A 23493-nucleotide genomic window follows, 5' to 3' on the forward strand; every position below is an offset into this window, starting at 1 on the left:
CCGGTGGAGGGTGTGGAGGCGGGCACGGGCGCCCGCTCAAGGTCGATCCAGTGGCGCTGCCGCTGGAAGGGATACGTGGGAAGGGTGACGCGCTGGCGCTGCTCGTCGGCATGGAACGCCGACCCGTCCAGGGGAACGCCCCGGCGCCAGAGCTGGCCCGCGGCATTCAAGAGGGCGCTCCAGTCGGCCGTGTCGCCGCTGGACTCACCCAGGGAGGTGAACACGCGGGCGCGCTGTTCGGCGGTGGCCTGCTGCCGCGCCAGCGTGGCGAGCGTCACGCGCGGGCCCACTTCCAACAGCAAGTGGTCGCTCTTGTCCCAGAGCGTGCGCAGCGCTGGCGCGAAGCGGACCGTGTCGCGCAGGTGCCGCGCCCAGTAGTCGGGGGACGTCGCCTCGGCGGGCGTGAGCCACGTGCCCGTCGCGGTGGAGACGATGGGGATGCGCGGCTCCGACAGGCGCATGCCCTTCACCGTCTCGAGGAAGGGCGCCACCGCGGCGTCCATCATCGGCGAGTGGAAGGCGTGCGACGTCTGGAGCAGCCGGCTCGCCGCGCCTTCCGCCTCCAGCGTGGCCTGCAGCCGCAGCACCGCGTCCGTGGGACCGGAGACCACGCACAGGCGCGGCCCGTTGTCCGACGCGATGGCCAGCCCGTCCGTCAACCGGGGCGCGAGCGCTTCGGCGGGCAGGCGCACCGACAGCATGCTGCCCGGCGCCTGCGCCTGCATGAGCTGGCCGCGCTTCGCGACCAGGTGCAGCGCGTCCTCCAGCGTGAAGACACCCGCGAGGCACGCGGCGACGAACTCGCCCACGCTGTGGCCCACGAGCGCGCCCGGCCGCACGCCCCAGCTCCACCAGAGCTGCGCGAGCGCGTACTCCACGGTGAAGAGGGCCGCCTGCGCGAACGACGTCTGGCGCAGGGCCTCGGCGGCTTCAGGGGACTCGGGGTCCTTCGGAAAGAGCACCTCGCGCAGGTCGCGCCCGAGCAGCGGCTTCAGCACCTCCGCGCACGCATCCACCGTGGCGCGGAAGGCGGGCGCGTGGCGGTACAGCCCGTGCGCCATGTCCGGGTGCTGCGAACCCTGACCGGGGAAGAGGAACGCGAGGGGCGGGGTGGACTCCAGCGCGGTGGCTTCCGCCCCGGCCGCCGTCAGCGCCTTCACGGCCTCTTGCGCACTGCCCGCGACCACGGCCTTGCGGAACGGGAATGCCCGCCGGCCGGTGGACAGCGTGTGCGCCACGTCCGCGAGCGGAAGCTCCGGGTTCGCCTGGAGGTGCGCGGCCAGTCGCTCCGCCGCCTGCGTCACGGCCCCGGGCGTCTTCGCCGACAGCAGGAGCAGGTGGACGGGCTTCGACGGGCCGGAGGCAGGGCGCGCGGGAGCCTCCTCCACCACGACGTGCGCGTTGGTGCCGCCCACGCCGAAGGAGCTGACGCCGGCGCGCAGGGGCTCCGTGCCTTCCGGCCACGCGGAGCGCTTCGTCTGGACGAAGAAGGGGCTCTTGCCGAAGTCGATCTTCGGGTTGGGCGTCTGGAAGTGCAGCGTCGGAGGCAGCTCGCGGTGCTTCAGCGCGAGCACCGTCTTGAGCAGGCCCGCCACGCCCGCCGCGGCGGTGAGGTGGCCGAAGTTGCTCTTCACCGAACCGATGGCGCAGAAGCCGGTGTCGGTGGTGTGCGCGCGGAAGGCCTGCGACAGCGCCTCCACTTCGATGGGGTCACCCAGCGGCGTCGCCGTGCCGTGCGCTTCCACATAGCGGATGGTGCGCGGATCCACTCCCGCGTTCGCATGCGCCGTCGCGATGACGGTGGCCTGTCCCTCCACGCCCGGCGCCGCGAAGCTCATCTTGGCCGCGCCGTCGTTGTTGACGGCCACGCCGCGCAGCACCGCGTGGATGACGTCGCCGTCCGCCTGCGCGTCCGACAGGCGCTTGAGCACCACCGCGCCCACGCCGTCGCTGAAGAGCGTTCCGGTGGCGTTCGCGTCGAAGGGCCGGCAGTGCCCGTCCTGGGAGAGCATGCCGCCCTCCTGGTACAGGTGGCCGGACAACTGCGGCACCGTCACCGCCGCGCCGCCCGCCAGCGCCACGTCGCACTGGTGCGTCTGCAGGGCCCAGAACGCCTGCGCCACCGCGACGAGCGACGTGGAGCACGCGGTGTTGAGCGACAGGGCCGGCCCGCGCAGGTCCAGCTTGTGCGCGACGCGCGTCGCCACGTAGTCCTTCTCGTTGGCGACCATCGCCTGGAAGGCACCCACCCGGCCCACGATGTCCTGGCGGGGCTGGACGTGCAGCGGCTGGTAGCTGTTGTTGTGCGTGCCCGCGAAGACGCCGATGAGGCCCGGGTACGTCTCCGGCACGCAGCCGGCGGACTCCAGCGCGGACCAGGCCGTCTCCAGGAAGAGGCGCTGCTGCGGATCCATCACCTGCGCCTCCTTCGGCATGATGCCGAAGAAGCCCGCGTCGAACAGCTCCACGCCCTCCAGGATGCCGCGCGCGCGCACGTACTCGGGCGCGTCCCGTTCGGCGGTGGGCACCGACGGATCCACTTCGTCACGCGTGAAGGTCGTGACGGATTCCACCCCGCCGACCAGGTTCTTCCAGAACGTCTCCACGTCGGGAGCGCCCGGGAAGCGGCCCGCCATGCCGATGATGGCCACCGGCTCCGAAGCCCCCGTCCCACCGGCCGCCTGCTGACGCTTCGCCTGCCGCGCCTCCACCTGCTGCTTGAGCGAGGGCCGCGACGCGTCCCCGGAGAGCACCGCCGCCAGCTGCGCCACCGTGGGCGACTGGAAGAGCTGGACGATGGGGATCTCCAGCCCGTGCTCCTGCCGCAGCCGCGCCACGCACTGGAGCGCGAGCAGCGAGTTGCCGCCCAGCTCGAAGAAGCTGTCGTGGATGCCCACCCGGTCGATGCGCAGCAACTGCGCCCACGACTCCGAAATCGTCCGCTCCAGCGGCGAGCGGGGCGCGACGTAGGCCTGCTGCAATTCCGGGCGCGTGGGCAGCGGGGCGGGCAGGGCGCGCCGGTCGATCTTCCCACTGGGCGTCCGGGGCAGGGTCTCCAGCACGACGAACGCGGAGGGCACCATGTAGTCCGGCACCCGCGTCCCCAGGTGACGCCGCAGCGTCCCGGCCGCGTGTTCCAGCGTGCCGTCCGGGACGACGTACGCCACCAGCCGCTTGTCGCCGGGCACGTCCTCGCGCGCCACCACCGCCACCTGCTTCACCGCCGGGTGGCTGCCGAGCGCGACTTCAATCTCGCCCAGCTCGATGCGGTAGCCGCGCACCTTCACCTGGCCGTCGATGCGGCCCAGGAACTCCACGTTGCCGTCGGGCAGCACGCGCGCCAGGTCGCCGGTGCGGTACGCGCGCTCGCCGGTGCCGGGGCGCAGCGGGTGCGCCACGAAGCGCTCCGCCGTCAAGGCCTCGCGGTGCAGGTAGCCGCGCGCCAGGCACACGCCCGCGAGGAACAGCTCGCCGGACTCGCCGTGCGGCACGGGCCGCTTCTGCTCGTCCAGGACCACCAGCTCGCAGCCGTCGATGGCCTTTCCGATGGGCGGCAGCGCGGGCCATGCATCCGGGGATCCCCGGAGCACGTAACTGGAGACGACATGCGTCTCCGACGGGCCATAGTGATTGTGCAGCGCGCAGCCCGGCAGCGCGGCGAAGAAGGCGCGCAGGTGGTGCGTCACCTGGAGCTGCTCGCCCGCGGTCACCACCTCACGCAGGGACGGCGGCACCTTCTGGTGGGAGGTGGCGATCTCCGAGAGGCTCTGCAGCGCGATGAAGGGCAGGAACAGCCGCTCCACGCGCTCGTCCGCCAGCAGCTTCAGGAGCAGCACGGCGTCCAGCCGCAGCTCGTCCCGCACCAGCACCAGCGTTCCGCCCGAGCACCAGGTGCCGAACAGCTCCTGGAACGACACGTCGAACGACAGGGGCGAGAACTGCAACGTGCGCGTGCCCGGGCCGGCGATCGACTGGCCCAACTGCCACGTGATGAGGTTGGCGAGCGGCCCGTGTCCCATCGCCACGCCCTTGGGCGTGCCCGTGGAGCCGGAGGTGTAGATGGCGTAGGCCAGCCCCTCCAGGCTCGACGCGTCCACCGGAGAGGCCGGGGCCTCCGGGGCGAAGAGGGCGGGGGACTCGTCCAGGCACAGCACCGGCCCGGCGAAGGCCGGCAGCCCCGCGCGCAGCTTCGCCTGGGTCAGCAGCACCGGCGCCTTCGCGTCCTCCAACATGAATGACAGACGCGGAGCGGGATAGGCAGGGTCCAGCGGAAGGTACGCGCCGCCGGCCTTGAGCACGGCCAGCACCGCCACCACCATCTCCACCGAGCGCTCCAGGCACACGCCGACGAGCACGTCCGTGGTGACGCCCAGTCCCTGGAGGTGGCGGGCAAGTTGGTTGGAGCGGCGGTCCAGCGCGGCGTACGTCAGCCCCACGCCCTCGAAGCGGACGGCCTCGGCCTCGGGGGTCCGAGCCGCCTGGGCCGTGAAACGCCCCACCACTGTCTGTCTGACCGCTTCATCCACGGACATATCCCCCAGGGCCATCCCGACTTTCTGTTTCTGAGCGTTCGAAGAGTAGAGGATGGGAAAGACAGGCCAAGCCGGTCCCCAAGCATGCCATGCCTGTACAGGATTCAACGGTCCCGGACCGATTCCTTGCGGGCAGGCGAGCCCTGGACCGCCCTGGTGCCTTCGGCCCTGCGTACGTATTCAGAGAAAGCGCGAAAAGAACCCGAGCACGCGGCGGGGGTACTCCTCGGGAGAAGCCAGGAGGTAGTCCCCGTGGCCCGCGCCCGGCACCCGCCACTTCTCCCAGGGCCCGCGGCCCTGACCCAGCAGGTGGTCCAGGGCGGAGTCGGGCACCCAGGGGTCCTCGGTGCCGGCCACCAGCAGGACGGGGCGGTCGGTCAGCGCGGCCATGTCCCGGGCGGGTTGCACGGCGTTCACGTCCACGCCCGCGCGCTTCATCACGCCCAGTGCCGGCCACAGGCCCAGAGGGCCATAGTGACCCAGCTCGTCCTGGAGCGCCTGCGCGGGCGCGACGGCCGCGGCCTCCACCACCACGGCCTTGATGCGCGGATCGCCCGCCGCCGCCTTCAGCACCGAGTAGCCGCCCAGGGAGAACCCGAGCGCGCCGATGCGCCGGGCGTCCACCTCCGGCTGGCGCGCCGCGAAGTCCACCGCCGCCCGCACCTGAGCCGCCTCGCGGTCGCCGTAGGTGGACACCGTCCCGTCGCTTTCGCCGTGCGCACCCAGGTCGAACAGCACCAGCCCGTATCCTTCCCGGGCGAGGAAGCGGGCCTCCGGCAACAGTTGAGTACGGTTGCCTGAGAGGCCATGGACCAGGATGACGAGCGCTCCATTGCGCGGCGGCAGGTACCAGCCCTTGAGCCCCAGCCCCTCACCGGCCTGGAACGCCACGGCGCGCAGTCCGGCGAACACGGCGTCTTCCGGGAGCGGTCCCACCGGATTGCGCGGGGGATGCACCTCCGAGTCGATGTAGCGCGCGCTGCGCACCGCGACCCAGGCCGCCAGCCCCAGCAGCACCACCCCGCCCAGCAGCAGCCCGGTGACGAGCCCGCGCTTCATGCCGGGCCCCGGGCCTCTTGCTCCATCCACGCGTCCAGCTTCGCCTCCAGGACGTCCAGCGGCAGCGAGCCGGTCAGCAGCACCTGATCATGGAAGGCCTTCACGTCGAAGCGTGAGCCCAGCGTGGCCTCCGCCTTCGCGCGCAGGGCGCTGATCCGCAGCTGGCCGACCTTGTACGCCAGCGCCTGCGCCGGCCACGCGATGTAGCGGTCCACCTCGTTGGTGACGTCCAGCTCCTGGCGCGGGGCGTTCTCCATGAAGAAGTCCAGGGCCTGTCGCCGCGTCCACTGCTTCGCGTGCAGGCCGGTGTCCACCACCAGCCGCACCGCGCGCCACATCTCGAAGGCGAGCTGGCCGAACTTGTCGTGCGGGTCGTCGTACAGGCCCAGCTCGTCGCCCAGGGACTCGCAGTACAGCGCCCAGCCCTCGTCGAAGGCGACGTAGGACGTGAAGCGGCGGAACTCCGGCAGCTGCGTTTGTTCGGAGGCGAGGGAGATCTGGAAGTGGTGGCCGGGCACGGCCTCGTGCAGCGTCAGGGGCACCATCTCCCAGACGGGCCGCGTCTCCGGCCGGTAGAGGTTCACCTGGAAGAGGCCCGGGCGCGAGCCGTCCGAGGCGGCGGGGAAGTAGAAGCCCGTCGTCACGTCCGGGGCCATCGCCTCCGGAACGGGTTCGACGACGTAGGGCTTCTTGGGCATCGTGCGGAACAGCCGCTCCAGCAGCGGGTCGATGCGCTTCGCCAGCGCCTGGTAGCGCGCGAGCAGCGCTTCGCCCGTGGGCTCGTAGAAGCGTGTCTGTGTGCGCAGCGCTTCAAAGAACTCCTGGAGCGTGCCGGTGAAGCCCGTGCGCGCCATCACCTGGAGCATCTCCGCGCGCAGCCGCTTCACCTCTTCCAGGCCCACCGCGTGGATCTCCTCGGGAGACAGGCGCGTCGTCGTGTGCCGGCGCGCGAGGACCGAGTACAGCGCTTCACCATCCGGGAACTGCCACACGCCCACGGTCTCCGGGGCGGCGGGCAGGTACTCCGTCAGGAGGAAGTCCCGGGTGCGCCGGAGCGCGGGCACCACCGCGTTCACGATGGCGTCGCGGCCCGCCTGTTCCAGCCGCCGCGCATCCGCCTCCGGCACGTCCTTGGGGATGCGGGTGAAGGGGCCGTAGAAGCCGCTCTGGGTGGCGTCCGAGACGAGCTGCCGCTCCAACTGCGGCGGGATGCGCTGGAGCACGATGCGCGGGTGGATGCGGTGCTGGCGCAGACCCTCGCGCATCAGGGCCACCACCTGATCCGCGTAGGTCCCGAAGCGCTCCAGCCGCTTCACCCAGTCCTCGTAGTCCCGCACCGTCTCGAAGCGCAGGGTGTCCGCCAACTGGTACGCCGTCTGGAGGCCCGGCGGTTGCTTGAGCCCTTCCGGCAGGCCGCCCAGTTGGTTGAGGGGCAGCAGGTGCCACTTCACCCCGTACTCCTCCACCCACGTCTCATGCATCCGGCGGAAGAGGTCCAGGTGGAGCCGGTCCGCGTCGTCGTCCAGGGCCTCGCGGTCCACGCGGGCGAGCTTCGCCAGCACGTCATGGCTGTGCCGGTGGTCCGCCTCCAGCCCGGCGAGGCTCAGGTCGTCCCACCGGTCGTTCCACCGGCGGTCCCCCAGCAGCGAGGCATAGGTGGGGTACTGCTGGAGCGAGTACTGCCACTCCGCGTCCAGCAGGGCGTGCAGCGCGGCGGAGGCGCCGCCGCGCTGGGAGGTGGATTCGGGAGACATGGACGGACTCCGGAAGGGGAGCGCTGCGACGGACCGCGACTACACGAACATCGACGGATCGAACTCGTCCACGTTGACCGGCAGGATGCGCGGCAGGGGACGCTGGAAGACCTTGGCGTTGAGCTCCAGGTCGACGATCTTCAAACCGGACGGCACCAGTTCACGGAAGCGCTGGCTGACGTATTCGCGCAGGCCCAGCACTGCCACCTGGCGCTTCTCCTCCAGCAGCGGCTTGAGGGCCTCCGCGAAGTCCGCGCCGTCGTGGCTGGCGAGTCCCACCGCCGCGCCGGGGCGCTGGGTGCGGATGTTCTCCAGCAGCTTCAGGATGCCCAGGTCCACGACCTTCTGATCCGGCCGGCCGTGCAGCAGCGCGACCTCGCAGCCCGCGGACTTCAGGGCGCGCACGAAGCCGATCATCGCGTCCGGGAGCTGCTCCCCGCGCGCGTTGAGCACCACCACGCAGCGCACCGGCTTGGGGAAATATGTTTCACAGAAGCCGATGAGCCGGTCGAACTGCACCCGATCCTGGGGTTCGGGTTTGCGGCCCACGATGTTGGAGACGGCCCAGTCGACGTTCTCGGCGTCGATGAGCACGTAGGAAGCGGCGGCTGGACGGACGGGTTGCATGGCGGTGACAATACGCGCCCCGCTGGCGATTGGGGGCATCTTCAGCGCGCGCGGATCCGCTGGAACTCAGCAAGCAACAATTCCGAGACCCTCCGCACACGCGGAATATCCAAGGCGGACTTCGCGCACACCAGGTGGGTCTGGCTCCGGGCGAAGGGCCCCAGGTCCAGCTCCAGGGGCACGAGCTGCGTCGGCCGTTGGAAGCGGTGCGCCATGCGCCCCAGCACCATGGCGCCCAGCCCGGCCTCCGCCGCCGCGACCAGCAGCAGGTAGTTGTCCGCGGTGAACGACGGCGCGAAGCCGGGGATGAGCGACTCCAACTGGGGGTTGGGCGGCACCGTGTCGAACGGGGGCGCCCAGGCCACCCACGGAAGTTGTTGGAGCGTCACCTTCTTCGGCAGCCGCGCCTTGAGCGCCTTGGAGACGAAGACGGCGTTGGTGAACTCCAGCGTGTCCACGAGCTTGAGGTCCGGACTGGTGGGAGGCCGGCTGCGCAGCGCGAGGTCCGCCTCTCCGCGCGCCAGATCCAGGTACTGCACCTGTGACTGGACCTCCAGCCGGAGGCCCGGGTGCTTCTGGGCGACGAAGGCCGCGAAGGGGGCCAGGAAGTCGAAGCCCAGGTAGGGCGTGCTCGTCACCCGCACGAGGCCCCGGGGTGAGCTGTCCGCGGACTCCGCCGCGCGGTGCAGCTCGCCGGCCCACTCCGCCATCTTCTTCGCCGGCACCACCAGCCGCTCGCCGGCCGCCGTCAGCGCCGCGCCGTCCACGCTCCGGCGGAACAGCGCCGCGCCCACCGCGTACTCCAGCGCGGCCAGCCGGCGGCTCACGGTGGGCTGTCCAAGGCGCAGCCGCCGCGCGGCGGCACTGAAGCTGCCTGTCTCCGCGATGGCCAGGAACAGCCGGGCGTCGTCCCAGGAGATATCCATAAAGGGATGGCATCATGCCCATTTCATGGATTCCCATCCATGGGTGGATCCTCCATGGTGCGGTTCGTATCGAACGCCCGGGCCCGTCCCGGAAGGAGTTCTCGCCATGAAGTCCACGCTGCTCGCGCTCTGCCTCGCGGTGGTCGGCACCGGTTGCGCCACGTCCTCCCACGACTTCCAGAAGTCCGCGCTGGGGGTGACGAAGCCCGCGTCCGCGCTGCTCGCGGAGCTGGATGCGCCGGGGCCGGTGGAACTGGAGACCATCACGTCCTGCGACTGGGCGGTGGAGCGCGGCGGTCTCATCAACCTGGACCACCCCACGGCGAAGGCGGCGCAGTTGAAGGATGACGACGAGCCCATCCAGGTCTTCTTCCATGCGCTGCGGCATCCGTCGCAGGGTCTGTACATCGTGGACACCGGAATGGAGACGGCCCTGCGGGACGCGCCGGACCGGTCCGCGATGCGCGGCATCGTGGCGAGCCAGATGCACATGGAGAAGATGAAGGTGCTCATGCCGCTGGGTGAGTGGCTGGCGAAGCAGCCGAAGCCGGTGGCGGGTGTCTTCCTCACGCACCTGCACCCGGACCACATCACCGGCATGGCGGATGTTCCGGCGGGGACGCCCGTCTTCACCGGCCCGGGAGAGGCCGCCAAGCGCAACTTCGTGAACCTGTTCGTGCAGGGCGCCGTCGACCGCGCGCTGGAGGGCAAGCCGGCGCTGTCGGAGTGGAACTACACCGCGGATCCGCAGGGCCTCTTCGAGGGCGCGGTGGACATCTTCGGGGATGGGTCCGTGTGGGCGCTCTGGGTGCCCGGTCACACGCCGGGGAGCACCGCGTACCTGGTGCGCTCGACCAAGGGGCCGGTGCTGCTGCTGGGGGATGCCAGCCACACGCGCTGGGGGTGGGAGCACGACGTGGAGCCGGGCACGTTCACCCAGGATGGGCCGCGCAGCGTGGAGAGCTTCCGCAAGCTGCGCGCGTTCGTCGCGGCGCATCCCGGGGTGGAGGTGCGCTTCGGTCACCAGCACTGAGCTTCAGTGCGAGGCACCCGCGCCGCCGCCGCGAAACGCGCGGCGGTAGGCCAGGGGGCTGGTGGTGACGATGCGTTGAAAGTGTTCGCGGAAGGCCGTCGTCGAGCCGAAGCCCACCTTCTCCGCGACGGCTTCCACGGACTGGCCGGTGGTCTCCAGCAGGTGTTGGGCGCGGCGCACGCGGGCGCGGAGCAGCCACTGGAGGGGCGTGGTGCCGGTCTGTTCCCGGAAGCGGCGGCTCAGGGTGCGCTCGCTCAGCGCCGCCTTGCGAGCGAGGGAGGGCAGGGTGAGGGGCTTGTGGAGGTGGTCCTCCATCCACCGCAGCAGGGGCTGCAGTGAAGCGCCCTCCGGGGTGGGCGGTGCGTGGGTGATGAACTGGGATTGGCCGCCGTCCCGCTCCAGGGGCATCACCGACCGCCGTGCCGCATCCGCCGCCACCGCGGAGCCGTAGTCCCGCCGCACCAGGTGCAGACACAGGTCGAGTCCCGCGGCCGCGCCGGCTGAAGTCAGGAATTGGCCGTTGTCGACATAGAGGACGTTCGGATCCACCTGGATGTCCGGGTGGCGGCGGGTCAGCTCCTCCGTGGCCAGCCAGTGCGTGGTCGCGCGAAGCCCATCGAGCAGCCCCGTCGCGGCGAGCAGGAAGGCCCCCGAACAGATGGACGCGATGCGCGTGCCCCGGGTGGCCGCCGCGCGGACCGCGCTCACCAGCCGGGGCGGCACCGGAGCGGAGATGTCCGAGACACCGGGCAGGATGAGGGTGTCCGCCCGGGCCAGCTCCGCCAGTCCGTAGCGGGTCTTCATCTGGAAGGGGCCCGCGTTGACTTCGGGTGTCACCCCGCAGACGCGGACCTGATAGCCGGGGGCGCCACCGGGAAGGCGGACGCAGCCGAACACCTCGCAGGGGGTCGAGAGATCGAACGACACCACTCCATCCAGCGCGACGATGGCGACGACGTGCATGGCGGGAAGATACCAGTCCGACGGGTTCCCGCCAGGTGGCTGTGCCTGGCGGGAAGTCGTTGAAGATTGGCGTTTCCGCCACTCACGTTTCCGGAAGGGCGCATGCCATACGGGGCTTCGTGGCGATGGACGCCATCGGGTTCCCGGGGCTGTTGGTGCTGATCTACCGCTTCCTGCTCCTGCTCAAGTTCTCTGGCGTGGTGCTCTACGGCGGTGGGCTCATCGGGGCGCTGGTGGCCACGAGCCCGGTAGACCGCAAGCGCGCGGTGCATGCCATCGCGTCGCCGGGGTTGATGGTGACGTGGACGGCGGGCTACTTCCTCACGCTCCAGCTCAACCTGGCGCTGACGGAGCCGTGGATCCTGGGTGGGTTGTCGCTGTCGTTGGTGTCACAGCTCGCGCTGGTGGCCATGGCGACGCGCGAGCGCCGCACGGTGGCGGGGGCGTTGCTGGCCGTGGTGCCGTTCTTCTTCGTGCTGGTGCTGATGATCTTCCGGCCGCGCTGGCCCGGGGTGGACACATGAACGCGCTGCGGCAGTTGCGGCTCATCGCCTTCCTGGAGGGGATGTCCTTCCTGGGGTTGCTCTTCGTGGCGATGCCGGTGAAGTACCTGCTCGGACAGCCGTTGGCGGTGCGCATCGCCGGCAGCGTGCATGGGCTCCTGTTCCTGCTCTTCGTGTCCTCGCTGTTCCGCGCGGCCTCCGAGCACGGATGGCCCGCGAGGCGCTCGTTCGCGGCGTTCGGCGCATCGCTCGTGCCGTTCGGGACCTTCGTGCTGGACCGTGCGCTCAAGCGCGAGGAAGCGGGGCCGCAGGGGTGAGTCAGCTCAGTCCTGCTTGAGCCCCAGGTTCATCACGACCTGTGCCTTCCGTGCTTTCTGGACTGCGTGCAGCCAATCGGCCCAGACAGCGGGATCCGCGGGCTCGCCATTGGCCAGCAGCGACATGCCGCCCAGGAAGCCGCCCAGGTCCTCCGATGCGGTCTGCTGGTAGAGCATGCTCATGTACTCGTACATCGCCGCGTAAGCCTCTTTGAGCGTGAGCGTGTCTTCCATGATTACGGAGGGGCGCTGACTCGGAGCGCTGCCGACTGCGTAGTGGCGTGCATGTATTGGCTGGCTAGGGTCAGTTCTGGCGATTTTCTGTGCATTGAGAGATGATTGAGCTGGCGGACATTGGCTCGCCAGTGATTTTCCAGTAGGGATTGTTTTTGGCCTCCTGGACACACTTCTTGATGCGTTGTTTTTCGGCGTATCCGCTATAGGTTGATTGGCAGAAGATTGCGGCAGCGAGAAAGACGGCCCCGGTCATCGTGTGCCTTTCTTTGTGCCGCCATTCCTTGTCTGGATGGTAGTCGTACCCTCTTGCTATGCGGTTTGCGTAATAGATGGATGTCATGAGTGCAAGATGGAGAATGAGTTGAAATCCTAGGCTTCCAATGGCAGCAAATAGGATGAGGGCGAATTTGTTTTCTTCATTTGATGTCCAAAGGGCAGTGACGAAGAGCAGGATTCCAGGAGACGCATGTGTTAGCGACTCTCTCCATGATGAGGGCGGATACTCTTGTGGATTGGGGGTGGGTAAACTTGTGCTGGAAGGATGATTCATTTATGGGTCCTTGATTTGAGTGTCCAAGTGCTGTGTGTTGGTGTTTTGGTTTGATGTGTAGTGGGTTCTTGGTGGAAGCTGATTTGTTCGAGCCGCCTGGGGGTGTCCTGGTTGCGGGGTGAGACCCGCTTGTGATGTGGATTCAGGCTTTTGTTGTTTGGGCTACTCCGTGCGGAATGCACCCGCGGAGATGACCAGCAACTCCACACCGGAGGCTGCATTCGCTCCAAAGGTGTCGAGGCGGGTGCTGGCCTGGAGCCGCAACGCCGCATCATAGGTGGAGAAGGCTTTGACGATGGCGTCGGAGACGAACGTGCTGTTGGCCTCGCCGGCTTGTGCCGCGATGACACCCAACGCCGTGTCCAGGGTGATGAGCGCCTCGATGCTGGCATTCACCGCGTCCTGGAAGTGGAACTGCGTGGCGGCGGTCACCCCGAGATGCGTTCCCAGCACCGACGTGCGTCCGCTGAAGGTGAGCTGCGTGGAGTAGTTCGCCCAGGACTGGCCAGCGGCACTGGCGGAAGGAGCGCCGGCCAGCCCGGTGTGAAGGGTGGTGGCGGCGGTGTCCGCCTGGGCTGTCACCGCCTCGGTCGCGCTGGCTGCCTGGAGGAGGGCTCTTACCGAGGCTTCTGTGGCGCGCCCCTCCAGCGCGGCGGCCGACCGCACCGATGTGTCGGCGATGCCGGAGCCCGCTGGCGCCTTCGCCTTCACCACGAAGCGGAACGCCACACTGGCCTCGCGCTCCGCCTGCTGTTCCTGCTGCGCGTTCGCCTCTTTCGTGGCCTCGCGCACCGCCGCGAAGAACGTGTCGTACGCCTCCGTGGAGGACTCCGCGCCCGCATCCAGCGCGGCGTCTAGCTTCGCTGCCGCATCCAGCGACGCGGCGAAGAGATACTCCTGCGTGACGAGGGCGCCCGCCCGGGCGTACGCCTTGAGCCGCGTGGCCTGTGCCGCACGCATCGCCGCAGCGAGCGCCTTCACGGAACCCGCCGCTGCTTCGTCGCTCGAATCGGCGCGCACCGCCACCGCCTGCTCCGCGTTGATCCGGGTGCGCAGGTCCACCGTGTCCACGCTCGTAGGCGAGGCTCCGTCCTTCACCATCCGCACGAACACCTCCGCCTCCAACGAGGACTCCGTGTTGATGGGGGGCGCGGTACGTGAGTCCTCTCCTTCCGCTGGCTGCGTGGAGTCCAGTAGCGCGGAGGCCACCGTGAGACCCTTTGAATCCACCGCCTCGATGACCACCCGGTCGTGCGCTTCGTCCAGCTCCAGGCTGTAGCCTCCGCCCGACTCGACGTCGGCTTCGGCCAGTCGCTTCAACGCACCGTCCGAGCCCACACCGCTGGCGCGCACCTTCACGGCCGCCGTCACCGTCCCGTCGCCGCCCAGCGCGGGCTTGCCGTCGGTGAGACCCTGGGGCTGCTGGCCGACACCCTGGGTGACGTGGCCCCGGACCTTCACGTCGCCGCCTCCACAGCCCACCAGCAGCCAACACGCCGCCGCCCCCAGAATCCATCGAGCCATGTGACGCATCCGCATGTGTGGACAACCCCTGGCCGGACGGGTTCGCCACGGCGCTCGGAGGACTCTAACAAGGCGCGGACACCCGGCGCGCTTAGCGCTTCGCCGCTCCGCCCACAGAAGGCGCCGCCCCCTTCCTCGTCCGCCCCCGCGCTGGCGTGGGCGCCCGCGCCTCCGTCTCCTGGAAGGCCTCGGACACGAAGTCGACGAAGACGCGGACGCGCGGCGACAGGTGCCGGCGCTCCGGATAGACGATGTACACGTCGGGCCCGGGCGTGTGCACGGAGGTCAGCAGGGACTGGAGCCGTCCGTCGGCCAGGGCCTGCTCCGCCACGAACTCCGGGATGCGCGCGATGCCCACGCCCTCCAACGCCAGCGCCAGCAGCGCTTCGTTGTTGTCGGATGCGAAGGGACCGGGCACGTCCACCGCGACGCCATCCAGCCTCCACGGGACGCGCTGCCCGTCACGCAGATAGGCCAGACACGCATGGCGCTGGAGGTCGGCCACCTTCCGGGGCGTGCCGCGCCGGCGCAGGTACGCGGGCGACGCGCAGATGACCGCGCGCGAGTCTCCCAGCCGCTTGCGGATCAGCCGCGCATCCGCGCTCTCCCCCATGCGCAGTCCCACGTCCATCCGCTCCTCCACCAGGTCGATGAAGCGGTCGGTGAGCCCCAGCTCGCACTCGACCTGCGGATACGCGGCCAGGAACGCGGGCAGTCTGGGCACCAGCCAGTAGCGGCCCAGGTCCATGGGCGCGGTGATGCGCAGCGGCCCCCGGGGGCCTTTCGATTCGCGCAGCTCCCCTTGCGCCGCTTCCAGCTCCGCCACGATGCGCTGGCCCCGCTCGAACAGGGCCAGCCCCTCCGGGGTCGGCTGGAGCGTCCGCGTGCCGCGTTGAAGGAGCAACACCCCCAGGCGGCCCTCCAGCCGGGCCACCGTCTTGCTGACCGCGGAGGGAGACACGCCGAGCGCTCGCGCCGCCGCGCTGAAGCTGCCGGACTCAATCGTGCGCACGAACGCGCCCAGCCCGGCGAGCGGCTCCTGGAGGAGGGTCATTCGCGAACTCTAGGAACAGGACATGTGCCCGACAAGCCACTACCCGTCCACTTGGGAACAATGCAGGTTGTGATTCCTCTCACAGGAGCAGGTCATGAAAGTCTTCGTGCTGGGCGCGACGGGGTACATCGGTGGGTCGGTGGCGGTGCGGCTGATGGCGGCGGGACACCAGGTGGTGGGCACCGCCCGGACGCAGGACAAGGCCCGCGAGTTGGAGGCGCGCGGCATCCAGGCCACGGTCGCCTCGTTCGACGACGTGGACGTGCTGACGCGGCTGGCGAAGGAAGCGGATGCCGTCATCAACGCGGCGTCCGCGGATGATCGCAAGACCGTGGAGGTGTTGCTCGCCGCGCTCAAGGGGTCGAACAAGCACTTCATCCACACCAGCGGCTCCAGCATCGTCGCCACCGACACCGGCGGCACGCTGACGACGCAGGTGCATGACGAGGACATGCCCATCGACCCCGTCCCGGAGAAGGTGGCCCGCATCGCGCTGGACACGCTCGTGCTGGAGGCGAAGAAGGACGGCATCCACACCAACGTCATCTGCCCGTGCCTCATCTACGGCAAGGGCCTGGGTCTCAACCCGGACAGCGTCCAGTTGCCCCCGCTCATCAAGTACGCGCGGGAGACGGGCACCGCCCGCTACATCGGGAAGGGCGAGAACGTCTGGTCCAACGTGCACATCGAGGACCTGGCGGACCTGTACCTGATGGTGCTGGAGCGCGCGCCGGCCGGAACGTTCTATTTCGCGGAGAATGGCGAGGCGAACTTCCGCGACGTGGTGACCGCCATCGGCAAGCGCTACAGCCTGCCCGTCGGCAGTATGACGGTGCCGGAGGCGGAGAAGCTCTGGGGCGTGGAGCTGGGACGTCTGGCGCTCGCGTCCAACAGCCGCATCCACGCGAAGCGGGCCCGGGCGCTGGGCTGGAAACCCCACCGGCCCTCGGTGTTCGACGTCATCGCGCAGATGAAGTAGGCGCCCACCCGCAACCATCCAGGGTGGGAGGGGTTGAGGAGGGCATGACCCGACGCCCCCTGCTCCTGGCCTCGCTGCTGTTCACGACCCCCGTCTTCGCCTTCGGCGAGGACCTCTGCTACGCGGCGAATGGCACCGCCCCGCTCAACTGTCAGCCGCTGCCCGCCGGCTGCGCGTCCGGAGACGCCTCCGCGGCATGCAAGTCGGCGGCGCTGACGGCCGCGGCGAACGCCAAGGAGCAGTCCAGCGGGGGACGCAGCCTCATCCACGTCGACGCCACCTACCTTCTGGCGCAGGCCGTGGGCTTCACCGCCACCAGCGCGTACTGGATCGCCGCCTACGACGAAGCGACGGACCTGGGGACGTTCGCGCCGCGCACGCTCACGGGGGCTCCCGCGACGAACGCGACGGCCCTCACCACGAAGTCCATCACCGGCGTCACCCGGGGCGACTTCGAGCACGGTGGCGTGCTCTTCCACTTCGTCGCCCCGCGCAACGGCGGCGCCGCGTACCCCGACCCCGCGGTGGACGGCCTGCACCCGGACGCCAGCGACCCGGACGAGGTGCTGCTCACCAACCTCCGCGCCTGGGCGCTCCAGGGGCAGGGCGCGGGGCGCGGCTGCACCGGCGGCTTGACGGTGCCGGTGTCCGGGGCCAACTACGCGCAGGGGCCCCTGTGCTACCAGTGGAACAGCCAGCCCGGCGTCGTCAGCGGCAGCCTCGCTGCGGTGGGGCCCTTCTCGGTGCCGTTCAGCGCGCCCACCGGGCCGCAGGTCATCGACGTGGGCACCGGCGTGCTGTCCACCGGCTTCGACGCGTACATCGGGACGTACGCCGCCGACGCTCGGGCCGGCATCTACCTGCACACGCTGGCGGATCGCATCTCGCACCACGTCTGCACGGACGCGTCCACGAACACCGGCCCCGTGGGTCTGCCGCGCACCTTCACCATCGACATGTCCAACGCCGAATGCGTCCAGACGCTGCACGTGCTCCGCCATGTCTGGGAGACGGGCACCGACTTCTCCGCGCTCCCGGCGCGCGAGCGCACCACGGAGGCCGCGCTGGGCGAGGTGTTCGACGCGCTCCTGGAGCTGGCCACCGCGCGCGGACTGGCCTCCGGCCCCTCGTCCCAGACGCAGACGCTGAAGACCCAGCTCGTCGCGGAGCTGGCCGCCGCGCTTCAGACCTACAACGCCCAGGACCGCGCGCTCGCGGTGCGCGACGTGGGCTGCGACCGGGGCTACGCCGTGCTGCCCGGCATGCCCGCCTGCGTGCCCTGACGCCTTGGGACAGGGAGGCCGCGAGCCGAACAGGCCCGCGGCCTTCCCGTGCCGCACGGACCTCAGTCCGGAAGCATGAAGCTCAGCTTGTGCCGCTGCGCCAGCGCCGGGAAGCCGCGCGTGATGGCGTCCTGCACGTAGCCGGCGAGGTTGGGGAACACGTAGTCCCGTTCCTCGGCGGTGTTCAGGCCCAGCCACGAGGCGAGCGTGAAGCCGTACTGCTCCACCGTCACCGAGGGAAGCCAGCGGCCCTTGTCGTCCGTGGAGCCGTCGAGCGAGCCGCTCAGGTCCAGGTTCGGGAAGGCGCCATAGAGCTTGTTGCCCGCCACGCGGTTGCCCATCACCAGCACGTGGCCGCCCCAGGCGTGGTCGGTGCCCCGCTCCACGTTCTCCTGCAGCGTGCGGTTGAAGTCGCTCATGGTGAAGAGCGTGGACTGCGGCGCGTTGCCTCCGAAAGCCGGGTCCGCCTCCAACAGGTTCATGGCCTGCTGGAACGCGTCCAGCGCGAAGTCCAGCTGCGCGAGCAGCTCCGGCTGATCGACATCCTGGTTCTGGTGCGTGTCGAAGCCGCCGAAGCCCACGGAGAACACCTGGCGCTTCAAGCCCAGCCCTCCACTGGCGGCGGGAATGGCCCCCGCGACCAGGTCGCGCACCACCTGGTAGAGCTGGGTGTGCAGCGTCCACCGGTCCTTGCCCACGGGCGTCGCGAACAGCGTCTCGATGGTCGCGCGAGTCCCCACGGCGACCTGCGTCCACGCGGCGTCACGCGCGGCCGCTCTCGCGGTGGCGAACGTCTGCGCGGTGCCGAAGACGCCCGCGTAGGAGCCCTCCAGCGCCACGCTGTCCTGAAAGGCCATCACATCCTTGAGCGCCTGCTGCTGGAGCGCGTCGAAGGGCGCGTCCCCCACGGTGCGGAACGCGAGCGTGCCGTCGGCGGCCACCATCAGCGGCTTGCGCTCGGCGCCGACGGTGAAGCGCGGCCTGCCGCCGAAGGACGTCACCTCCGGATAGTCCGGCGGGGTGCTGCTGTTGAGGATGTGCAGCTTGTCCGCCGCGCGCCCGCCCCAGCCCGTCACCTTGAGGTCGGACGTCACCGTGCTGGTGGTGGGGTTCGCCAGCGCGCTGGCCCAGGCGTCCTGCTGGTCGCTGTGGGAGAAGAGGTTCTCGGGCACGTCCAGGCTGGCCGTGTAGTCAGCCTTGGTCAGCGGCTTCACGAGCGGGCCCACGTTGCACACGAAGGCGGCGCGGCCCGCGTTGAAGTGGTCGCGCACCTTGAGCAGCGACGGGTGCAGACCGTAGGCGTTCGTCTGCGCCTGTCCCGTCGGGTTGATGATGAGCAGGTCGCCCAGCGGGATGCCCACGTTGGGGCGGGCCGCCAGGTAGCTCGCGTTCTGGGCGCCCAGGCGCGGCACGAGCACGTTGTTGCTGTCACTGCCTCCCAGCAGGAAGACACAGACGGCGACACGGGAGCCGGCGTAGCCCGCGGGCGTGGCGGCGTAGGCGTTGCCCATCCAGCGGGGCATGGCGGAGGCGGCGGCGAGGAAGCCCAGGCTGCTCGTGGCCCCTCGGAGGAACTGGCGTCGGGTGGTGCTCATGAAGTCACCGCTGGACCTGGAAGGAGGGAGAAAGCGAGGTGAGGTAGAGGGCGAGCTTCTTCTTGCGCAGCACCGTGCCCGCGTTCGGATCCGCGAGCGCGCTCAAGAGGCGCGTCCTCAGTGCCGGATCCATCGTGCCGTGCAGCCAGTACTGGCCCAGCCAGTCGACCAGCGCCGTGGGGTCCGAAGGCACCAGGTTGTAGTCCACGGTGATGCCCGAGTTGACCGCCATGTTCGAGTAGAGGAACTCGTGCACGAAGTTGGCGCGCGCGGTGACGGTCGCCGTGTCGAGGATGGCGAACTCGGGGCCGAGCAGGCCGTCGGTGTCGGGCGCGGGGGCGTTGGGCGGGTAGTAGCTGAAGACAGACGGCGAGCGCGTCACCCACTGGCCCAGGCTCTTGCTCCAGTTGCTCAGCCGGAGGCCCGGATCCTTGTTCACATCCAATGTGGGCTCCAGCCAGCGCACCGTGTTGGTGATGAACAGCGCGGGCGAGCGCAGGTGGCCGAAGCCGGGCCGCAGCGCCAGGGGCGGCTGGGCGCCGCGCGCCTCGGTGTCCTCCAGGATGGCGCGCACCACCTCCTTCAGGTTGCCGCGATCCCCCTCCTTCGCGAAGACGGTGGCCACGCGCTTCACGTAGGCCGGCGTCGGGTTGCTGGTGACCAGGTGCTGGATGAGCTGCTTGCTGATGAAGGGCGGGACGTTGGGGTCGTTGAAGACGTTGTCCAGCGCCTCCTGCAGGTGCACTTCCGGGGACGCGCCCTCCGTGGTGGAGAAGCCTCGCAGGAGCTGCTTCGAGCCCTTGTCGTGGTTCACACCGCACGCCATCATCGGCTGCGTGTAGTCCGGCGTGGTGATGGTGCCGCCCTTGGCGGGACACGCGGCGGCCTTCCAGGTCCACCCCGACAGCGTGCTGGCGAAGGCCTGCACCTGGGCCTCCGTATACGCGGGCTTGGGCTGACCGGTGTTGGTGTCGAGCTGCACCGAGCCGTTCATGTTCAGCTTGTGCAGGCCGAGCGTGAAGAGCTGGAGCATCTCCCGCGCGTAGTTCTCGTTCGGATCAATGGGATTGCCCGCCGAGTTGAACGCGCGGTTGTTGACCATGTCCAGGTAGCGGCCCATGGCGGGGCTCTTCGTCACCGCCTCCATCAGGTCGCGGAAGTTCCCGAAGGCATGCGTCGACAGCAGGTTCATGTACCCGGCCATCGCCGTCTTCGGATCCGAGTACGCCGTCCGGGTCGACTCCGGGATGCCCAACTGCGAGGCGACCATGATCTGGCTGAGCGCGAACGCCACGCGCAGCCGCAACTGGTCCTCTCCGGCGACGGCGCGCAGGAAGAACTGCGAGCCCAGGTCCGGGGCGGTGTCCGCTCCGCTGAACTGCGCGGCGGGCTGGAGCGCGAACTGCTCCGTGAGCGACGCGGGGATGCCCACCGCCATCACGTGCTCCACGGTGCCCACGGGCGGCGTGGTCACGGTGCGCGCCAGACGCGGGCCGAAGGACGACTGCTCCAGGAAGCGGATGCTGTTCGCCTCACCGGGGGTTTCGAGCGAATCCACGGCCTGCTGGGCTTCGCCCAGGACCTGCTCGGCGGGAGGTGACTGTTCGGGGGGGCCATCGGCCCCTGTGCAGGATACGGCGCACAGGGCGAAGGCCAGGGCGGTGCGACGAAGCATCCGGATACCTCCTGGAACTGCGGGGGACGACCCCGGGAACGTCGGGGCCGCGACGTCGCAGCGGATTCTAGGAGGTTGGTGAATTCCGTGAAATCGGTTTTTTCTGGTAGTGCGGGAACCCTATGACTCGGGAGGTTTCGGGCCGTCCCGGGCGTGGGGCGGCCGCCTACCGGGAGCGTCGGGCCGGTCGCGCGGAGCGGGCGGGCTCACGCACGAGGGAGGTGACCAGGGTCTGTCCCAGCACCTCCGCGGGGGCGCCCTGGAAGCCGGAGCAGGTGAGCTTGAGGCTGATGATGCCGTGCAGCCCCGCCCAGAACACCTCCGCGAGCCGCGCGGGAGGGGTGCCTTCCGGGGTACGGCCGGCGGCCTCCAGGTCCTCGAACACGCGCACCAGCACGGCGAAGGACTGGGGACCCGCGCCTTCTTTCGCGTCCTGGAACAGGGCCTCGGACAGCCGGGCATCCTCCATGAAGATGAGGCGGTAGGTCTCCGGCTGCTTCAGGCCAAACCCGAGGTAGGCCTCCGTCAGGCGTGACAGCCGCTCCACCGGCTCCTTCACGCGAGCGGCGGGCTCCAGCGCCGCGAACAGCTCCTGGAAGCCGCGCACGCACAGCTCGCGCGCGATGGCGTCCCGGTTCTCGAAGTGCAGGTAGAGCGTCGCGGGGGCGTACTCCACGGCTTCCGCGAGCTTGCGCATGGACAGGGCGTCGAAGCCCTCCTTCATCACCATGTCGCGCGCGACCTGGAGGATGTGTTCGCGCAGCTCCGCCCTCTGCCGCTCCTTGCGTTCCGTGATGCCCATGTTTCAAGCGTAGGACTTGACGACGCGAACGGCCAGCAATAAATGAACGGTGTTCACAGAACGGTGTTCAGTGTTTTGGGCGCCGTTCATTCCCCGGGAGAGCGACATGGACACGGACACGGTGGCGTTGTTCGGTGCATCAGGCGTCATTGGTCAGGGTGTGGTGCGAGCGCTCCAGGCGCAGGGGCGGAGCTACCGGGTGGTCGGGCGCTCGATGGAGGGCCTGCGGCGGGAATACGGGGCGGACCCGAAGGCGCAGATCGTCACCTGGAACCCGGAGGACCCGGCGTCCATCCGCGCGGCGGCGCGCGGTGTGCGCACGCTCATCTACATGGTGGGGGTGAACTACTGGCAGTTCCACCTGCACCCGGTGCTGATGCGCCGCACGCTGGACGCGGCCATCGCGGAAGGGGTGGAGCGGGTGGTGCTCATCGGCACGGTGTATCCCTACGGCCTGCCGCGCACCGAACGCGTGACGGAGGCGCACGCGCGCGAGCCGAACACCTTCAAGGGCCGCATGCGCAAGGAGCAGGAGGACCTGCTGCTCGCCGCCGACGCTGCTGGCTCCATCAAGGGCACCATCCTGCGGCTGCCGGACTTCTACGGGCCGGGCACCGAGCGCAGCTTCCTGTACCGTGCCTTCGACGGCGCGCTGAAGGGCAAGCGCGCTGGGCTCGTGGGCCCGCTGGATGCGCCGCACGAGTTCGTCTTCGTGAAGGACGTGGGCCCCGTCGTCACCGCGCTGATGGACGAGCCGCGCGCGTACGGACACTTCTGGAACCTGGCGGGCGCGGGCGTCACCACGCAGCGCAAGATGGTGGAGGACATCTACGCGCAGGCGGGCCGCCCCGCGAAGATGATGACGATGGGCAAGGGGATGGTGCGGTTCGCGGGCCTGTTCGACCCCTTCATGCGGGAGCTGGTGGAGATGTATTACCTGCTCACCAACCCCGTGCTGATGGACGACTCCGCGCTCAAGGCGCTCCTGGGCACCGTGCACAAGACGTCCTACGCGGAGGGCATCCGCCAGACGCTGGTGGAAATGCGCGAGCAGCAGGCGAAGGCGCACCCGGCGGCGGTCCTCGCGACGACGTGACGGCCGACGTCGCGCGGGGCCGAAGAGGCGTCAGGCCGGGTGGGGTGTCGGGGGGCGTGGAGCGCGCAGGCCCCGCTCCCGCCGGTGGGCGTTCTCCAGGCGCTGCCGGTGGCCCGCGAGCAGGTCGCTGCGGGTGATGATGCCCACGAGGTGACCGGGCTGTTCGCGGGACATCACGGGCAGGCGGCCCACGCCTTCGTCCATCATCAGGTCCGCCGCCTCGCGCAGGGAGCTGTCGTCGAACACGACCGCGGGAGGGCGCTTCACCAGGTCCTTCATCCTCCGGACGCCAGCGTCCTGCCCGTCCAGCAGATCCCTGCGCGTCAGGACGCCCAGGAGCGTGCCTTCGGCGGAGACGACGGGAAAGCCCTGGTGGCGTGAGCCCGCGGCGTCGGATGAAAGCCATGCGCGCACGGCCTCCAGGGGCTGCTCCGCCTGGAGGGTCACCACGGGCTTCAGGCCGTGGTCGCGCACGAGCGCCTGGCCCAGGGCATCCGCGCCCAGCTCCGTGGGGATGCGGCCTCCGCGCCGGGCCAGCTTCTCCGTCATGATGGAGTGCCGCATGAGCAGCGCGGACACGAGGTAGGACACCGAGCAGCCGGCGAGCAGTGGCAGCAGGCCCAGGGGCTGCCGCGTGGTTTCAAAGGCAAACACCACCGACGTCAGCAGCGCGCGAGAGGCCCCCGCGAAGAGGGCGGCCATGCCCACCAGCGCCGCCACGCGCACGTCCACGCCCAGGGCCGGGAACAGGTGCGAGGCGAGCAGGCCCAGGGCGGAGCCCAGACCTCCGCCCAGCGTGAACAGGGGCGCCAGCGTTCCGCCGGACGTCCCGCTTCCCAGCGCCACGGACCAGGAGATGAACTTCAACGCGCAGAAGGCAATCATGGCCATGCCCACGAAGCGGCCCGACAGGATGTCCTCGATGTTGGTGTAGCCCACGCCCAGCGTGCGCGGGGACAGCCACCCCACCACCCCCACCACGAC

20 protein-coding genes are annotated in these 23493 nt (G+C 69.8%); 6 read left to right on the top strand and 14 right to left on the bottom strand.

Features of this window, described 5'->3' with window-relative positions:
- From D7Y13_RS17495 to D7Y13_RS17515, 5 genes are all read right to left on the bottom strand, one after another.
- The coding region (locus D7Y13_RS17495) for a hybrid non-ribosomal peptide synthetase/type I polyketide synthase (protein WP_147452462.1) at positions 1-4547 on the bottom strand (4547 nt) is incomplete at its 3' end.
- 165 nt (positions 4548-4712) lie between these two features.
- The gene (locus D7Y13_RS17500; protein ID WP_120583049.1) at positions 4713-5591 is read right to left on the bottom strand and encodes an alpha/beta hydrolase; all 879 of its coding nucleotides are present in this window, start codon (positions 5589-5591) and stop codon (positions 4713-4715) included.
- Complete coding sequence (locus tag D7Y13_RS17505) at positions 5588-7345, bottom strand: DUF885 domain-containing protein (RefSeq protein ID WP_120583048.1); 1758 nt, start codon at positions 7343-7345, stop codon at positions 5588-5590. The genes D7Y13_RS17500 and D7Y13_RS17505 overlap by 4 nt, the downstream gene beginning before the upstream one ends.
- Before the next feature lie 39 nt (positions 7346-7384).
- On the bottom strand, positions 7385-7972 hold the full coding sequence (locus D7Y13_RS17510) for an NYN domain-containing protein (RefSeq protein ID WP_120532492.1): 588 nt from the start codon (positions 7970-7972) through the stop codon (positions 7385-7387).
- 41 nt (positions 7973-8013) lie between these two features.
- The gene (locus tag D7Y13_RS17515) at positions 8014-8898 is read right to left on the bottom strand and encodes a LysR family transcriptional regulator (RefSeq protein ID WP_120532491.1); all 885 of its coding nucleotides are present in this window, start codon (positions 8896-8898) and stop codon (positions 8014-8016) included.
- A gap of 106 nt (positions 8899-9004) precedes the next feature.
- Here D7Y13_RS17515 and D7Y13_RS17520 point away from each other — a divergent pair, with 106 nt between their 5' ends.
- The gene (locus tag D7Y13_RS17520; RefSeq protein ID WP_120532490.1) at positions 9005-9931 is read left to right on the top strand and encodes an MBL fold metallo-hydrolase; all 927 of its coding nucleotides are present in this window, start codon (positions 9005-9007) and stop codon (positions 9929-9931) included.
- Between the two features lie 3 nt (positions 9932-9934).
- Here D7Y13_RS17520 and D7Y13_RS17525 read toward each other — a convergent pair whose 3' ends face one another.
- Positions 9935-10894, bottom strand: coding sequence for a GlxA family transcriptional regulator (locus D7Y13_RS17525; protein WP_120583047.1), 960 nt, complete (start codon positions 10892-10894; stop codon positions 9935-9937).
- 125 nt (positions 10895-11019) lie between these two features.
- On the opposite strand from D7Y13_RS17525, the gene D7Y13_RS17530 reads away from it, so the two are divergent.
- Both D7Y13_RS17530 and D7Y13_RS17535 read left to right on the top strand, forming a co-directional pair.
- Positions 11020-11418, top strand: coding sequence for a hypothetical protein (locus D7Y13_RS17530; RefSeq protein ID WP_233595417.1), 399 nt, complete (start codon positions 11020-11022; stop codon positions 11416-11418).
- Positions 11415-11714, top strand: a complete 300-nt coding sequence (locus D7Y13_RS17535) for a DUF3817 domain-containing protein (RefSeq protein ID WP_120583046.1) — start codon at positions 11415-11417, stop codon at positions 11712-11714. The genes D7Y13_RS17530 and D7Y13_RS17535 overlap by 4 nt, the downstream gene beginning before the upstream one ends.
- A 6-nt stretch (positions 11715-11720) precedes the next feature.
- On the opposite strand, the gene D7Y13_RS17540 is transcribed toward D7Y13_RS17535, so the two are convergent.
- The 4 genes from D7Y13_RS17540 to D7Y13_RS17550 form a co-directional block, all read right to left on the bottom strand.
- Positions 11721-11948 (bottom strand): hypothetical protein, encoded by a 228-nt coding sequence (locus D7Y13_RS17540; protein WP_120583045.1) that lies wholly within the window; start codon positions 11946-11948, stop codon positions 11721-11723.
- A gap of 70 nt (positions 11949-12018) precedes the next feature.
- Complete coding sequence (locus tag D7Y13_RS45255) at positions 12019-12501, bottom strand: hypothetical protein (RefSeq protein WP_147444253.1); 483 nt, start codon at positions 12499-12501, stop codon at positions 12019-12021.
- A 162-nt stretch (positions 12502-12663) separates the two neighbouring features.
- Positions 12664-14025 (bottom strand): hypothetical protein, encoded by a 1362-nt coding sequence (locus tag D7Y13_RS17545; protein WP_147444252.1) that lies wholly within the window; start codon positions 14023-14025, stop codon positions 12664-12666.
- 91 nt (positions 14026-14116) lie between these two features.
- Positions 14117-15079, bottom strand: coding sequence for a LysR family transcriptional regulator (locus D7Y13_RS17550; protein WP_120583043.1), 963 nt, complete (start codon positions 15077-15079; stop codon positions 14117-14119).
- Positions 15080-15173: 94 nt separating this feature from the next.
- On the opposite strand from D7Y13_RS17550, the gene D7Y13_RS17555 reads away from it, so the two are divergent.
- Complete coding sequence (locus D7Y13_RS17555; protein WP_120583042.1) at positions 15174-16058, top strand: NAD-dependent epimerase/dehydratase family protein; 885 nt, start codon at positions 15174-15176, stop codon at positions 16056-16058.
- 44 nt (positions 16059-16102) lie between these two features.
- Positions 16103-17341 carry a hypothetical protein gene (locus D7Y13_RS17560; protein ID WP_120532484.1) on the top strand — a complete coding sequence of 413 codons (1239 nt, stop codon included), beginning with the start codon at positions 16103-16105 and terminating at the stop codon, positions 17339-17341.
- 62 nt (positions 17342-17403) lie between these two features.
- Here the strand turns inward: D7Y13_RS17560 and D7Y13_RS17565 are convergent, their stop codons facing one another.
- The 3 genes from D7Y13_RS17565 to D7Y13_RS17575 form a co-directional block, all read right to left on the bottom strand.
- A complete protein-coding gene (locus D7Y13_RS17565) occupies positions 17404-18936 on the bottom strand; it encodes a DUF1501 domain-containing protein (RefSeq protein WP_120583041.1) in 1533 nt (510 codons plus the stop codon).
- 4 nt (positions 18937-18940) lie between these two features.
- Positions 18941-20611, bottom strand: coding sequence for a DUF1800 domain-containing protein (locus D7Y13_RS17570; protein ID WP_120532482.1), 1671 nt, complete (start codon positions 20609-20611; stop codon positions 18941-18943).
- Between the two features lie 166 nt (positions 20612-20777).
- The gene (locus tag D7Y13_RS17575; RefSeq protein ID WP_120532481.1) at positions 20778-21413 is read right to left on the bottom strand and encodes a TetR/AcrR family transcriptional regulator; all 636 of its coding nucleotides are present in this window, start codon (positions 21411-21413) and stop codon (positions 20778-20780) included.
- A 106-nt stretch (positions 21414-21519) separates the two neighbouring features.
- On the opposite strand from D7Y13_RS17575, the gene D7Y13_RS17580 reads away from it, so the two are divergent.
- Positions 21520-22509: an NAD-dependent epimerase/dehydratase family protein gene (locus D7Y13_RS17580; RefSeq protein WP_120583061.1), complete on the top strand. Its 990-nt coding sequence runs from the start codon at positions 21520-21522 to the stop codon at positions 22507-22509.
- A 30-nt stretch (positions 22510-22539) separates the two neighbouring features.
- Here the strand turns inward: D7Y13_RS17580 and D7Y13_RS17585 are convergent.
- On the bottom strand, positions 22540-23493 hold a 954-nt coding region (locus tag D7Y13_RS17585; RefSeq protein ID WP_147452463.1), incomplete at its 5' end, for a chloride channel protein.

The organism is Corallococcus praedator (genome assembly GCF_003612125.1).
Classification (GTDB): Bacteria; Myxococcota; Myxococcia; order Myxococcales; family Myxococcaceae; genus Corallococcus; species Corallococcus praedator.